The sequence below is a fragment of the Vibrio cholerae genome, from assembly GCF_008369605.1.
Classification (GTDB): domain Bacteria; phylum Pseudomonadota; class Gammaproteobacteria; order Enterobacterales; family Vibrionaceae; genus Vibrio; species Vibrio cholerae.
The window spans coordinates 2669959-2684462 of sequence record NZ_CP043554.1 but is presented as its reverse complement, the minus strand read 5'-3'; the positions used below and the strand labels follow the sequence as shown (position 1 = coordinate 2684462).

Here is a 14504-nt window from a genome sequence, read left to right as displayed (position 1 = left end):
GAACAATCTTGAGGTTTGTTATACTGCCGCTATCGCTGTCAACGAGTAGTAGACCTATGAATTTTAAGGACTTACGGGATTTTCTTGACTATTTAGAGCAACGTGGTGAGCTAAAACGTATTACCCATCCGATTGATCCGCATTATGAAATGACCGAGATCAGCGACCGGACGTTACGTGTTAAAGGCCCAGCGTTGTTGTTTGAAAATCCGCTAGGTTACGACTTTCCAGTGCTAACCAATTTGTTTGGTACGCCAGAACGCGTTGCTATGGGCATGGGGCGACAGCAGGTTCAAGAGCTGCGTGATGTCGGTCAGTGGTTGGCTTATCTTAAAGAGCCAGAACCGCCTCGTGGTTTAAAAGAGCTGATTGAAAAGCTGCCCGTTTTTAAACAAGTGCTCAATATGCCAGTTAAGCGCTTGCGTCGTGCTCCTTGCCAAGAAATCGTGTGGCAGGGTGATGAGGTTGATCTCGATAAAATCCCTGTGATGAGCTGCTGGCCGGACGATGTTGCGCCACTTTTAACTTGGGGTTTAACCATTACGCGTGGCCCACATAAAAAGCGCCAAAACCTTGGGATCTATCGTCAGCAAAAAATCGCCCGTAATAAAGTCATCATGCGTTGGTTAGCCCATCGCGGAGGGGCATTAGACTTGCGGGATTGGATGGAAAAACATCCCGGAGAGCCTTTTCCTGTCAGCGTGGCGTTTGGTGCCGATCCGGCGACCATTCTCGGTGCAGTAACACCCGTCCCAGATACCTTATCTGAATACGCGTTTGCTGGACTGTTGCGTGGCAGTCGTACTGAAGTGGTCAAGTCGATCAGTAACGATCTGGAAGTTCCGGCGAGTGCTGAAATCGTGCTCGAGGGCTATATCGATCCTAACGAATTTGCAGATGAAGGTCCCTATGGCGATCACACGGGGTATTACAACGAGGTTGAGCGCCATCATGTGTTCACTGTCACTCATGTGACCATGCGTAATAAGCCGATTTATCACAGCACCTATACAGGGCGTCCGCCCGATGAACCCGCCGTGCTTGGTGTGGCGCTTAACGAAGTCTTCGTACCTATCTTACAAAAGCAGTTTCCTGAAATTGCCGATTTTTATCTGCCGCCAGAAGGCTGCTCGTATCGCATGGCGATAGTGACACTTAAGAAACAGTATCCGGGACACGCTAAGCGGGTGATGCTGGGTGTGTGGTCATTCCTACGTCAATTTATGTACACCAAGTTTGTGATTGTGTGTGATGAACAAGTGAATGCGCGCGATTGGCCACAAGTGATTGCCGCTATGGTCAATCACATGTCGCCTCTGCGCGATACTCTATTTATTGAGCATACGCCGATTGACTCGCTGGATTTTGCTTCACCAGTGGTGGGTTTAGGCTCAAAAATCGGTTTGGATGCTACCGTCAAATGGCCTGCAGAGCTGGCGGTTTCTAATTCTGACCAGAGTGACAAGACAACGGAACTTTCACTGGAAGCGCTAAAAGCCTGCTTGAGTGATGAAGCGGATGTGTTGGATGTTGCATTACCGGAGGCGGCGAATGATAAGTTGGTTCTTCTACTTATTAATAAGCAGGAAGCTGGGCAGGCACAGCAACTGTTACAGCGTGTAGTCGATAAACTCAATGGTGACTCGCCGCTTAAGTTTGTGATCTTGTGCGATGATGACGTGAATATCCATGACTGGAATGATGTGATCTGGGCAATGACCACACGCATGGATCCGGCACGTGATAGCTTACGAATCGTTGGCCAAGATTTGATCTGCTTTGATGCAACCAATAAACTGCCTGACGAAGTCGAACGTGAATGGGGTACTCCGATCCGAAAAGATCCTAAGCTAGTCGCGAAAATCGATTCGTTATGGGATGAGTTAGGCATTGTATGACCTATACCGTCCGCATCGTGCCTAATGATAGACAATTTATAATTCACTCAGGTGAAACGGTGCTTGATGCTGCGCTCAACCAGCAAATAGCCTTTCCCCACCGCTGCCGAATCGGCGCCTGTGCCGCTTGCTTATGTAAGTTGGTTGAAGGTGAGGTGGAGTATGAACTCGAACCGTTATTGACCGAACAAGAAAAAGCGACAGGGTGGATATTTGCCTGCCAAGCCTGCGCAATTACTGATTTAGTGCTGACTTTTGAAGAGTAAGCCAGAGGAAGTTCAATGATAATTCAATGCCAAGTTAAGTCTGTGCAGCCGCTGGCGACGCATACTTACCAAATCCTATTACAACCCGAGCACGCGGTGGCTTACCAAGCCGGGCAGTATTTAATGGTGGTGATGGGCGAAAAAGATAAGCGACCATTCTCACTTGCTAGTAGTCCTTGCCGTAGCAATGGCGAGCTCGAACTGCATATTGGTGCGGCGGATCACAGCGCCTTTGCCCACCAAGTCGTGGAAAAATTTCAGCAAGCCCATCTTAATCAGACATGGGTTGAAGTGGATGTGCCACATGGCAATGCCGCATTACAAGAGAGTGAGCGACCTCTACTCTTAATCGCTGGCGGGACCGGCTTTAGCTATGTGCGTTCCATCTTAGATCATTGCCTCTCGCAAGGTAAAACTCAGCCTATCTACCTGTATTGGGGCGCGCGTGATGCAGCTCAGCTGTACGCACTGAATGAGTTGCGAGAGCTGGCCAAGCAACATGCTCATTTGCAGGTTGTTCCAGTGGTCGAGCAAGCACAAGATGGCTGGACTGGAAAAGTTGGCAATGTACTGCAAGCGATTAACAACGACTTTGCAAGTTTAGAAGCATTTGACATCTATATAGCAGGTCGCTTTGAGATGGCTGGAGCCGCACGTGAGCAATTTACTCAAAACAAACAAGCTCGACGCGATCGAATGTTTGCCGATGCTTACGCCTTTATTTAACGCGCAGCTATAAACAAGACACAAGACAAAGCCCAACGCTAAATCGTTGGGCTTTTTTATGACTTTTTCTTTATAGATAGACTAGAACAAAAGCTTAAAAAGAATAACTCTGTGGATAAGTTGTCATCAAGGTCTGAGTAAAGTTGGATAAATAAGCCATTGCGCGCAAATGCAGCGGTTAAGCGCTATTTCTATAAATTTTCTCAAAAAACACTTGCCAGTGTGAAGCGGATCTCTATAATGCGCCCTCGTTGACGCAGCAAGGGATCACAGCCAAATCGATGCCTCAACAGGCCAGAAAAGAAAATTGAAAAAAGTGTTTGACACGAAATCGATTCTCGCTAAAATGGCCGCCTCTTCTGAAGCAGACCGCCAAGAAGAACGCTCTTTAACAATGTAAACCAATCAATCTGTGTGGGCACTCGTTGATGATAATCAAAAAAGATTTATCAATGAACTGAGTGACCATTTGAATGAGCAATTATTCAGCACAGTCAATTCACTGTCGAAAGATAGTATCAGTATTCATTGAGCCGAAGCGAAAGCTTCACAAAACTTTTAATTGAAGAGTTTGATCATGGCTCAGATTGAACGCTGGCGGCAGGCCTAACACATGCAAGTCGAGCGGCAGCACAGAGGAACTTGTTCCTTGGGTGGCGAGCGGCGGACGGGTGAGTAATGCCTGGGAAATTGCCCGGTAGAGGGGGATAACCATTGGAAACGATGGCTAATACCGCATAACCTCGCAAGAGCAAAGCAGGGGACCTTCGGGCCTTGCGCTACCGGATATGCCCAGGTGGGATTAGCTAGTTGGTGAGGTAAGGGCTCACCAAGGCGACGATCCCTAGCTGGTCTGAGAGGATGATCAGCCACACTGGAACTGAGACACGGTCCAGACTCCTACGGGAGGCAGCAGTGGGGAATATTGCACAATGGGCGCAAGCCTGATGCAGCCATGCCGCGTGTATGAAGAAGGCCTTCGGGTTGTAAAGTACTTTCAGTAGGGAGGAAGGTGGTTAAGCTAATACCTTAATCATTTGACGTTACCTACAGAAGAAGCACCGGCTAACTCCGTGCCAGCAGCCGCGGTAATACGGAGGGTGCAAGCGTTAATCGGAATTACTGGGCGTAAAGCGCATGCAGGTGGTTTGTTAAGTCAGATGTGAAAGCCCTGGGCTCAACCTAGGAATCGCATTTGAAACTGACAAGCTAGAGTACTGTAGAGGGGGGTAGAATTTCAGGTGTAGCGGTGAAATGCGTAGAGATCTGAAGGAATACCGGTGGCGAAGGCGGCCCCCTGGACAGATACTGACACTCAGATGCGAAAGCGTGGGGAGCAAACAGGATTAGATACCCTGGTAGTCCACGCCGTAAACGATGTCTACTTGGAGGTTGTGCCCTAGAGGCGTGGCTTTCGGAGCTAACGCGTTAAGTAGACCGCCTGGGGAGTACGGTCGCAAGATTAAAACTCAAATGAATTGACGGGGGCCCGCACAAGCGGTGGAGCATGTGGTTTAATTCGATGCAACGCGAAGAACCTTACCTACTCTTGACATCCAGAGAATCTAGCGGAGACGCTGGAGTGCCTTCGGGAGCTCTGAGACAGGTGCTGCATGGCTGTCGTCAGCTCGTGTTGTGAAATGTTGGGTTAAGTCCCGCAACGAGCGCAACCCTTATCCTTGTTTGCCAGCACGTAATGGTGGGAACTCCAGGGAGACTGCCGGTGATAAACCGGAGGAAGGTGGGGACGACGTCAAGTCATCATGGCCCTTACGAGTAGGGCTACACACGTGCTACAATGGCGTATACAGAGGGCAGCGATACCGCGAGGTGGAGCGAATCTCACAAAGTACGTCGTAGTCCGGATTGGAGTCTGCAACTCGACTCCATGAAGTCGGAATCGCTAGTAATCGCAAATCAGAATGTTGCGGTGAATACGTTCCCGGGCCTTGTACACACCGCCCGTCACACCATGGGAGTGGGCTGCAAAAGAAGCAGGTAGTTTAACCTTCGGGAGGACGCTTGCCACTTTGTGGTTCATGACTGGGGTGAAGTCGTAACAAGGTAGCGCTAGGGGAACCTGGCGCTGGATCACCTCCTTACACGATGGTTATCGTGATGAGTGTCCACACAGATTGATTCGGTTTAGATTAGAGAAGAGTATCTTAGTGTCCCGTTCGTCTAGAGGCCTAGGACACCGCCCTTTCACGGCGGTAACAGGGGTTCGACTCCCCTACGGGATACCATCTTTAAGCGTTTTCGCTGAGAATGTTTAAAAATGGTTTTCATCAGAAAATCTTGCTCTTTAACAATTTGGAAAGCTGACAAAACAACAAATTATTGTTGTTTGTAAAGTTCTCAATGTTTATCGAAAGATAAACACCAACAACACATTCAAGTGTGCTTGGTATCGAATAAGACTTCGGTCTTGTTCAAAATTTGAGTCCGGCAAAATCTGTCTCGCACTCATGTAAATTAAACGCGAGACAACTTAGGTTGTTTAAACAACAACCCGAAACTCCTTCGGGTTGTATGGTTAAGTGACTAAGCGTACACGGTGGATGCCTGGGCAGTCAGAGGCGATGAAGGACGTACTAACTTGCGATAAGCGCAGATAAGGCAGTAAGAGCCGTTTGAGTCTGCGATTTCCGAATGGGGAAACCCAACTGCATAAGCAGTTACTGTTAACTGAATACATAGGTTAACAGAGCAAACCGGGGGAACTGAAACATCTAAGTACCCCGAGGAGAAGAAATCAACCGAGATTCCGGTAGTAGCGGCGAGCGAACCTGGATTAGCCCTTAAGCACTCGGTGAAGTAGGTGAACAAGCTGGAAAGCTTGGCGATACAGGGTGATAGCCCCGTAACCGACGCTTCATCGAGCGTGAAATCGAGTAGGGCGGGACACGTGATATCCTGTCTGAATATGGGGGGACCATCCTCCAAGGCTAAATACTCCTGACTGACCGATAGTGAACCAGTACCGTGAGGGAAAGGCGAAAAGAACCCCTGTGAGGGGAGTGAAATAGAACCTGAAACCGTGTACGTACAAGCAGTAGGAGCACCTTCGTGGTGTGACTGCGTACCTTTTGTATAATGGGTCAGCGACTTATATTCAGTGGCAAGGTTAACCGTATAGGGGAGCCGTAGCGAAAGCGAGTCTTAACTGGGCGCTCAGTCTCTGGATATAGACCCGAAACCGGGTGATCTAGCCATGGGCAGGTTGAAGGTTGAGTAACATCAACTGGAGGACCGAACCGACTAATGTTGAAAAATTAGCGGATGACTTGTGGCTAGGGGTGAAAGGCCAATCAAACTCGGAGATAGCTGGTTCTCCCCGAAAGCTATTTAGGTAGCGCCTCGGACGAATACTACTGGGGGTAGAGCACTGTTAAGGCTAGGGGGTCATCCCGACTTACCAACCCTTTGCAAACTCCGAATACCAGTAAGTACTATCCGGGAGACACACGGCGGGTGCTAACGTCCGTCGTGGAGAGGGAAACAACCCAGACCGCCAGCTAAGGTCCCAAAGTATTGCTAAGTGGGAAACGATGTGGGAAGGCTCAGACAGCTAGGATGTTGGCTTAGAAGCAGCCATCATTTAAAGAAAGCGTAATAGCTCACTAGTCGAGTCGGCCTGCGCGGAAGATGTAACGGGGCTAAGCAATACACCGAAGCTGCGGCAATGTCTTTTAGACATTGGGTAGGGGAGCGTTCTGTAAGCCGTTGAAGGTGAATCGTAAGGTTTGCTGGAGGTATCAGAAGTGCGAATGCTGACATGAGTAACGACAAAGGGGGTGAAAAACCTCCTCGCCGGAAGACCAAGGGTTCCTGTCCAACGTTAATCGGGGCAGGGTGAGTCGACCCCTAAGGTGAGGCCGAAAGGCGTAATCGATGGGAAACGGGTTAATATTCCCGTACTTCTGACTATTGCGATGGGGGGACGGAGAAGGCTAGGTGGGCCAGGCGACGGTTGTCCTGGTTCAAGTGCGTAGGCTTGAGAGTTAGGTAAATCCGGCTCTCTCTAAGGCTGAGACACGACGTCGAGCTGCTACGGCAGTGAAGTCATTGATGCCATGCTTCCAGGAAAAGCCTCTAAGCTTCAGATAGTTAGGAATCGTACCCCAAACCGACACAGGTGGTCGGGTAGAGAATACCAAGGCGCTTGAGAGAACTCGGGTGAAGGAACTAGGCAAAATGGTACCGTAACTTCGGGAGAAGGTACGCTCTTGATGGTGAAGTCCCTCGCGGATGGAGCTGACGAGAGTCGCAGATACCAGGTGGCTGCAACTGTTTATTAAAAACACAGCACTGTGCAAAATCGCAAGATGACGTATACGGTGTGACGCCTGCCCGGTGCCGGAAGGTTAATTGATGGGGTTAGCGCAAGCGAAGCTCTTGATCGAAGCCCCGGTAAACGGCGGCCGTAACTATAACGGTCCTAAGGTAGCGAAATTCCTTGTCGGGTAAGTTCCGACCTGCACGAATGGCGTAATGATGGCCACGCTGTCTCCACCCGAGACTCAGTGAAATTGAAATCGCTGTGAAGATGCAGTGTACCCGCGGCTAGACGGAAAGACCCCGTGAACCTTTACTACAGCTTGGCACTGAACATTGAACCTACATGTGTAGGATAGGTGGGAGGCTATGAAGACGTGACGCCAGTTGCGTTGGAGCCGTCCTTGAAATACCACCCTTGTATGTTTGATGTTCTAACTTAGACCCATTATCTGGGTTGAGGACAGTGCCTGGTGGGTAGTTTGACTGGGGCGGTCTCCTCCCAAAGAGTAACGGAGGAGCACGAAGGTGGGCTAATCACGGTTGGACATCGTGAGGTTAGTGCAATGGCATAAGCCCGCTTAACTGCGAGAATGACGGTTCGAGCAGGTGCGAAAGCAGGTCATAGTGATCCGGTGGTTCTGTATGGAAGGGCCATCGCTCAACGGATAAAAGGTACTCCGGGGATAACAGGCTGATACCGCCCAAGAGTTCATATCGACGGCGGTGTTTGGCACCTCGATGTCGGCTCATCACATCCTGGGGCTGAAGTCGGTCCCAAGGGTATGGCTGTTCGCCATTTAAAGTGGTACGCGAGCTGGGTTTAGAACGTCGTGAGACAGTTCGGTCCCTATCTGCCGTGGGCGTTGGAAGATTGAAGGGGGCTGCTCCTAGTACGAGAGGACCGGAGTGGACGAACCTCTGGTGTTCGGGTTGTGTCGCCAGACGCATTGCCCGGTAGCTAAGTTCGGAATTGATAAGCGCTGAAAGCATCTAAGCGCGAAGCGAGCCCTGAGATGAGTCTTCCCTGATACTTTAAGTATCCTAAAGGGTTGTTCGAGACTAGAACGTTGATAGGCAGGGTGTGTAAGCGTTGTGAGGCGTTGAGCTAACCTGTACTAATTGCCCGTGAGGCTTAACCATACAACACCCAAGGGGTTTTGTAGTGGACCCAAAGCTGAGCGCATAAGAATGTGTTGAGAGAACGAAGACAGCTTTCCAGATTATTCTCTAGAAATAGAGAAAAAGAATTTGCTTGGCGACCATAGCGTTTTGGACCCACCTGATTCCATCCCGAACTCAGAAGTGAAACGAAACAGCGTCGATGGTAGTGTGGGGTCTCCCCATGTGAGAGTAGAACATCGCCAGGCTCCTATTTATTTTCACTTTTTAAAAGTGAAGACAAAAGGTCCGACTGGTCTAGCAATAGACGAGTCACCATAAAGCTCTAAAAATTTTAGAGTTTTATGTTGACTTTCAAAGTGGGAAGCGTATTATACGCACCTCGCTGACGTGCTAAGACACTGAAAGCCAAGCTCTTTAACAATGTAAACCAATCAATCTGTGTGGGCACTCGTTGATGATAATCAAAAAAGATTTATCAATGAACTGAGTGACCATTCGAATGAGCAATCATTCAGCACAGTCAATTCAACATTACTTCGCTTTTTATTAAGCAAAGAATGTAATCAGTATTCATTGGGCCGAAGCGAAAGCTTCACAAAACTTTTAATTGAAGAGTTTGATCATGGCTCAGATTGAACGCTGGCGGCAGGCCTAACACATGCAAGTCGAGCGGCAGCACAGAGGAACTTGTTCCTTGGGTGGCGAGCGGCGGACGGGTGAGTAATGCCTGGGAAATTGCCCGGTAGAGGGGGATAACCATTGGAAACGATGGCTAATACCGCATAACCTCGCAAGAGCAAAGCAGGGGACCTTCGGGCCTTGCGCTACCGGATATGCCCAGGTGGGATTAGCTAGTTGGTGAGGTAAGGGCTCACCAAGGCGACGATCCCTAGCTGGTCTGAGAGGATGATCAGCCACACTGGAACTGAGACACGGTCCAGACTCCTACGGGAGGCAGCAGTGGGGAATATTGCACAATGGGCGCAAGCCTGATGCAGCCATGCCGCGTGTATGAAGAAGGCCTTCGGGTTGTAAAGTACTTTCAGTAGGGAGGAAGGTGGTTAAGCTAATACCTTAATCATTTGACGTTACCTACAGAAGAAGCACCGGCTAACTCCGTGCCAGCAGCCGCGGTAATACGGAGGGTGCAAGCGTTAATCGGAATTACTGGGCGTAAAGCGCATGCAGGTGGTTTGTTAAGTCAGATGTGAAAGCCCTGGGCTCAACCTAGGAATCGCATTTGAAACTGACAAGCTAGAGTACTGTAGAGGGGGGTAGAATTTCAGGTGTAGCGGTGAAATGCGTAGAGATCTGAAGGAATACCGGTGGCGAAGGCGGCCCCCTGGACAGATACTGACACTCAGATGCGAAAGCGTGGGGAGCAAACAGGATTAGATACCCTGGTAGTCCACGCCGTAAACGATGTCTACTTGGAGGTTGTGCCCTAGAGGCGTGGCTTTCGGAGCTAACGCGTTAAGTAGACCGCCTGGGGAGTACGGTCGCAAGATTAAAACTCAAATGAATTGACGGGGGCCCGCACAAGCGGTGGAGCATGTGGTTTAATTCGATGCAACGCGAAGAACCTTACCTACTCTTGACATCCAGAGAATCTAGCGGAGACGCTGGAGTGCCTTCGGGAGCTCTGAGACAGGTGCTGCATGGCTGTCGTCAGCTCGTGTTGTGAAATGTTGGGTTAAGTCCCGCAACGAGCGCAACCCTTATCCTTGTTTGCCAGCACGTAATGGTGGGAACTCCAGGGAGACTGCCGGTGATAAACCGGAGGAAGGTGGGGACGACGTCAAGTCATCATGGCCCTTACGAGTAGGGCTACACACGTGCTACAATGGCGTATACAGAGGGCAGCGATACCGCGAGGTGGAGCGAATCTCACAAAGTACGTCGTAGTCCGGATTGGAGTCTGCAACTCGACTCCATGAAGTCGGAATCGCTAGTAATCGCAAATCAGAATGTTGCGGTGAATACGTTCCCGGGCCTTGTACACACCGCCCGTCACACCATGGGAGTGGGCTGCAAAAGAAGCAGGTAGTTTAACCTTCGGGAGGACGCTTGCCACTTTGTGGTTCATGACTGGGGTGAAGTCGTAACAAGGTAGCGCTAGGGGAACCTGGCGCTGGATCACCTCCTTACACGAAGATTATCGTGATGAGTGTCCACACAGATTGATTCGGTTTAGATTAGAGAAGAGTATCTTAGTGTCCCGTTCGTCTAGAGGCCTAGGACACCGCCCTTTCACGGCGGTAACAGGGGTTCGACTCCCCTACGGGATACCACTTCCCTTGAGAAGTTAATGGGTCGTTAGCTCAGTGGTAGAGCAGTTGGCTTTTAACCAATTGGTCATAGGTTCAAATCCTATACGACCCACCATTTCCTTCCTCCACAGGAAGTAAAACATGTGGGCGATTAGCTCAGTTGGGAGAGCACCTGCCTTACAAGCAGGGGGTCACTGGTTCGAACCCGGTATCGCCCACCATATTTGGGGTTATAGCTCAGCTGGGAGAGCGCCTGCCTTGCACGCAGGAGGTCTGCGGTTCGATCCCGCATAACTCCACCATCTTTAAGCGTTTTCGCTGAGAATGTTTAAAAATGGTTTTCATTAGAAAATCTTGCTCTTTAACAATTTGGAAAGCTGACAAAACAACAATTTATTGTTGTTTGTAAAGTTCTCAATGTTTATCGAAAGATAAACACCAACAACACATTCAAGTGTGCTTGGTATCGAATAAGACTTCGGTCTTGTTCAAAATTTGAGTCCGGCAAAATCTGTCTCGCACTCATGTAAATTAAACGCGAGACAACTTAGGTTGTTTAAACAACAACCCGAAACTCCTTCGGGTTGTATGGTTAAGTGACTAAGCGTACACGGTGGATGCCTGGGCAGTCAGAGGCGATGAAGGACGTACTAACTTGCGATAAGCGCAGATAAGGCAGTAAGAGCCGTTTGAGTCTGCGATTTCCGAATGGGGAAACCCAACTGCATAAGCAGTTACTGTTAACTGAATACATAGGTTAACAGAGCAAACCGGGGGAACTGAAACATCTAAGTACCCCGAGGAGAAGAAATCAACCGAGATTCCGGTAGTAGCGGCGAGCGAACCTGGATTAGCCCTTAAGCACTCGGTGAAGTAGGTGAACAAGCTGGAAAGCTTGGCGATACAGGGTGATAGCCCCGTAACCGACGCTTCATCGAGCGTGAAATCGAGTAGGGCGGGACACGTGATATCCTGTCTGAATATGGGGGGACCATCCTCCAAGGCTAAATACTCCTGACTGACCGATAGTGAACCAGTACCGTGAGGGAAAGGCGAAAAGAACCCCTGTGAGGGGAGTGAAATAGAACCTGAAACCGTGTACGTACAAGCAGTAGGAGCACCTTCGTGGTGTGACTGCGTACCTTTTGTATAATGGGTCAGCGACTTATATTCAGTGGCAAGGTTAACCGTATAGGGGAGCCGTAGCGAAAGCGAGTCTTAACTGGGCGCTCAGTCTCTGGATATAGACCCGAAACCGGGTGATCTAGCCATGGGCAGGTTGAAGGTTGAGTAACATCAACTGGAGGACCGAACCGACTAATGTTGAAAAATTAGCGGATGACTTGTGGCTAGGGGTGAAAGGCCAATCAAACTCGGAGATAGCTGGTTCTCCCCGAAAGCTATTTAGGTAGCGCCTCGGACGAATACTACTGGGGGTAGAGCACTGTTAAGGCTAGGGGGTCATCCCGACTTACCAACCCTTTGCAAACTCCGAATACCAGTAAGTACTATCCGGGAGACACACGGCGGGTGCTAACGTCCGTCGTGGAGAGGGAAACAACCCAGACCGCCAGCTAAGGTCCCAAAGTATTGCTAAGTGGGAAACGATGTGGGAAGGCTCAGACAGCTAGGATGTTGGCTTAGAAGCAGCCATCATTTAAAGAAAGCGTAATAGCTCACTAGTCGAGTCGGCCTGCGCGGAAGATGTAACGGGGCTAAGCAATACACCGAAGCTGCGGCAATGTCTTTTAGACATTGGGTAGGGGAGCGTTCTGTAAGCCGTTGAAGGTGAATCGTAAGGTTTGCTGGAGGTATCAGAAGTGCGAATGCTGACATGAGTAACGACAAAGGGGGTGAAAAACCTCCTCGCCGGAAGACCAAGGGTTCCTGTCCAACGTTAATCGGGGCAGGGTGAGTCGACCCCTAAGGTGAGGCCGAAAGGCGTAATCGATGGGAAACGGGTTAATATTCCCGTACTTCTGACTATTGCGATGGGGGGACGGAGAAGGCTAGGTGGGCCAGGCGACGGTTGTCCTGGTTCAAGTGCGTAGGCTTGAGAGTTAGGTAAATCCGGCTCTCTTTAAGGCTGAGACACGACGTCGAGCTGCTACGGCAGTGAAGTCATTGATGCCATGCTTCCAGGAAAAGCCTCTAAGCTTCAGATAGTCAGGAATCGTACCCCAAACCGACACAGGTGGTCGGGTAGAGAATACCAAGGCGCTTGAGAGAACTCGGGTGAAGGAACTAGGCAAAATGGTACCGTAACTTCGGGAGAAGGTACGCTCTTGATGGTGAAGTCCCTCGCGGATGGAGCTGACGAGAGTCGCAGATACCAGGTGGCTGCAACTGTTTATTAAAAACACAGCACTGTGCAAAATCGCAAGATGACGTATACGGTGTGACGCCTGCCCGGTGCCGGAAGGTTAATTGATGGGGTTAGCGCAAGCGAAGCTCTTGATCGAAGCCCCGGTAAACGGCGGCCGTAACTATAACGGTCCTAAGGTAGCGAAATTCCTTGTCGGGTAAGTTCCGACCTGCACGAATGGCGTAATGATGGCCACGCTGTCTCCACCCGAGACTCAGTGAAATTGAAATCGCTGTGAAGATGCAGTGTACCCGCGGCTAGACGGAAAGACCCCGTGAACCTTTACTACAGCTTGGCACTGAACATTGAACCTACATGTGTAGGATAGGTGGGAGGCTATGAAGACGTGACGCCAGTTGCGTTGGAGCCGTCCTTGAAATACCACCCTTGTATGTTTGATGTTCTAACTTAGACCCATTATCTGGGTTGAGGACAGTGCCTGGTGGGTAGTTTGACTGGGGCGGTCTCCTCCCAAAGAGTAACGGAGGAGCACGAAGGTGGGCTAATCACGGTTGGACATCGTGAGGTTAGTGCAATGGCATAAGCCCGCTTAACTGCGAGAATGACGGTTCGAGCAGGTGCGAAAGCAGGTCATAGTGATCCGGTGGTTCTGTATGGAAGGGCCATCGCTCAACGGATAAAAGGTACTCCGGGGATAACAGGCTGATACCGCCCAAGAGTTCATATCGACGGCGGTGTTTGGCACCTCGATGTCGGCTCATCACATCCTGGGGCTGAAGTCGGTCCCAAGGGTATGGCTGTTCGCCATTTAAAGTGGTACGCGAGCTGGGTTTAGAACGTCGTGAGACAGTTCGGTCCCTATCTGCCGTGGGCGTTGGAAGATTGAAGGGGGCTGCTCCTAGTACGAGAGGACCGGAGTGGACGAACCTCTGGTGTTCGGGTTGTGTCGCCAGACGCATTGCCCGGTAGCTAAGTTCGGAATTGATAAGCGCTGAAAGCATCTAAGCGCGAAGCGAGCCCTGAGATGAGTCTTCCCTGATACTTTAAGTATCCTAAAGGGTTGTTCGAGACTAGAACGTTGATAGGCAGGGTGTGTAAGCGTTGTGAGGCGTTGAGCTAACCTGTACTAATTGCCCGTGAGGCTTAACCATACAACACCCAAGGGGTTTTGTAGTGGACTCAAAGCTAAGCGCATAAGAATGTGTTGAGAGAACGAAGACAGCTTTCCAGAATTGTTGGTTATCACTTTTTAAGAAAAAGTGAAATCAAAAACAGAATTTGCTTGGCGACCATAGCGTTTTGGACCCACCTGATTCCATCCCGAACTCAGAAGTGAAACGAAACAGCGTCGATGGTAGTGTGGGGTCTCCCCATGTGAGAGTAGAACATCGCCAGGCTTTAACTTGTTGTTTTTAGATGTTTAAGAAAAATCTAAAGGCAAAAAAAGTAGACGAAACGTCTAACCAGACAGCGGAGCGGTAGTTCAGTCGGTTAGAATACCGGCCTGTCACGCCGGGGGTCGCGGGTTCGAGTCCCGTCCGCTCCGCCACTTATTACGAAACCCAGTCTTAGGACTGGGTTTTTTGCTTTCTGGAAATCATTGAAAGCCAGAGGT

At 49.9% G+C, this 14504-nt stretch carries 3 protein-coding genes, 6 tRNA genes and 6 rRNA genes; all 15 read left to right on the top strand.

Features of this window, described 5'->3' with window-relative positions; translation table 11 throughout:
• Positions 1 to 56: 56 nt before the first annotated feature.
• Positions 57 to 1898 carry a 4-hydroxy-3-polyprenylbenzoate decarboxylase gene (gene ubiD / locus F0316_RS12545; protein WP_084980792.1) on the top strand — a complete coding sequence of 614 codons (1842 nt, stop codon included), beginning with the start codon at positions 57 to 59 and terminating at the stop codon, positions 1896 to 1898.
• Complete coding sequence (locus tag F0316_RS12540; protein ID WP_000222789.1) at positions 1895 to 2164, top strand: 2Fe-2S iron-sulfur cluster-binding protein; 270 nt, start codon at positions 1895 to 1897, stop codon at positions 2162 to 2164. Before ubiD ends, F0316_RS12540 begins: the two co-directional genes overlap by 4 nt.
• A 15-nt stretch (positions 2165 to 2179) precedes the next feature.
• Positions 2180 to 2890 (top strand): NAD(P)H-flavin reductase, encoded by a 711-nt coding sequence (gene fre, locus F0316_RS12535; protein WP_084980791.1) that lies wholly within the window; start codon positions 2180 to 2182, stop codon positions 2888 to 2890.
• A gap of 559 nt (positions 2891 to 3449) precedes the next feature.
• Positions 3450 to 4992: ribosomal RNA gene (locus F0316_RS12530) — 16S ribosomal RNA — on the top strand.
• 68 nt (positions 4993 to 5060) lie between these two features.
• Positions 5061 to 5136 (top strand) — tRNA-Glu (locus F0316_RS12525).
• A 288-nt stretch (positions 5137 to 5424) separates the two neighbouring features.
• Positions 5425 to 8311 (top strand): 23S ribosomal RNA (locus tag F0316_RS12520).
• Between the two features lie 111 nt (positions 8312 to 8422).
• A 5S ribosomal RNA gene (gene rrf / locus F0316_RS12515) occupies positions 8423 to 8538 on the top strand.
• A 359-nt stretch (positions 8539 to 8897) separates the two neighbouring features.
• Positions 8898 to 10440 (top strand): 16S ribosomal RNA (locus F0316_RS12510).
• A 68-nt stretch (positions 10441 to 10508) separates the two neighbouring features.
• Positions 10509 to 10584, top strand: a tRNA-Glu gene (locus F0316_RS12505).
• A 19-nt stretch (positions 10585 to 10603) separates the two neighbouring features.
• Positions 10604 to 10678 (top strand) — tRNA-Lys (locus F0316_RS12500).
• A 30-nt stretch (positions 10679 to 10708) separates the two neighbouring features.
• A tRNA-Val gene (locus F0316_RS12495) sits at positions 10709 to 10784 on the top strand.
• A gap of 5 nt (positions 10785 to 10789) precedes the next feature.
• Positions 10790 to 10865, top strand: a tRNA-Ala gene (locus F0316_RS12490).
• Positions 10866 to 11153: 288 nt separating this feature from the next.
• A 23S ribosomal RNA gene (locus F0316_RS12485) occupies positions 11154 to 14040 on the top strand.
• Between the two features lie 130 nt (positions 14041 to 14170).
• Positions 14171 to 14286, top strand: a 5S ribosomal RNA gene (gene rrf / locus F0316_RS12480).
• Together the 16S, 23S and 5S rRNA genes with 6 tRNA genes alongside form the textbook arrangement of a ribosomal RNA operon.
• Before the next feature lie 75 nt (positions 14287 to 14361).
• Positions 14362 to 14438 (top strand) — tRNA-Asp (locus F0316_RS12475).
• Positions 14439 to 14504: the final 66 nt, after the last annotated feature.

Coding starts and splice junctions, on each gene's coding strand:
- ubiD (WP_084980792.1), top strand. CDS start 57: ATGAATTTTAAGGACTTACGGGATTTTCTTGACTATTTAGAGCAACGT.
- F0316_RS12540 (WP_000222789.1), top strand. CDS start 1,895: ATGACCTATACCGTCCGCATCGTGCCTAATGATAGACAATTTATAATT.
- fre (WP_084980791.1), top strand. CDS start 2,180: ATGATAATTCAATGCCAAGTTAAGTCTGTGCAGCCGCTGGCGACGCAT.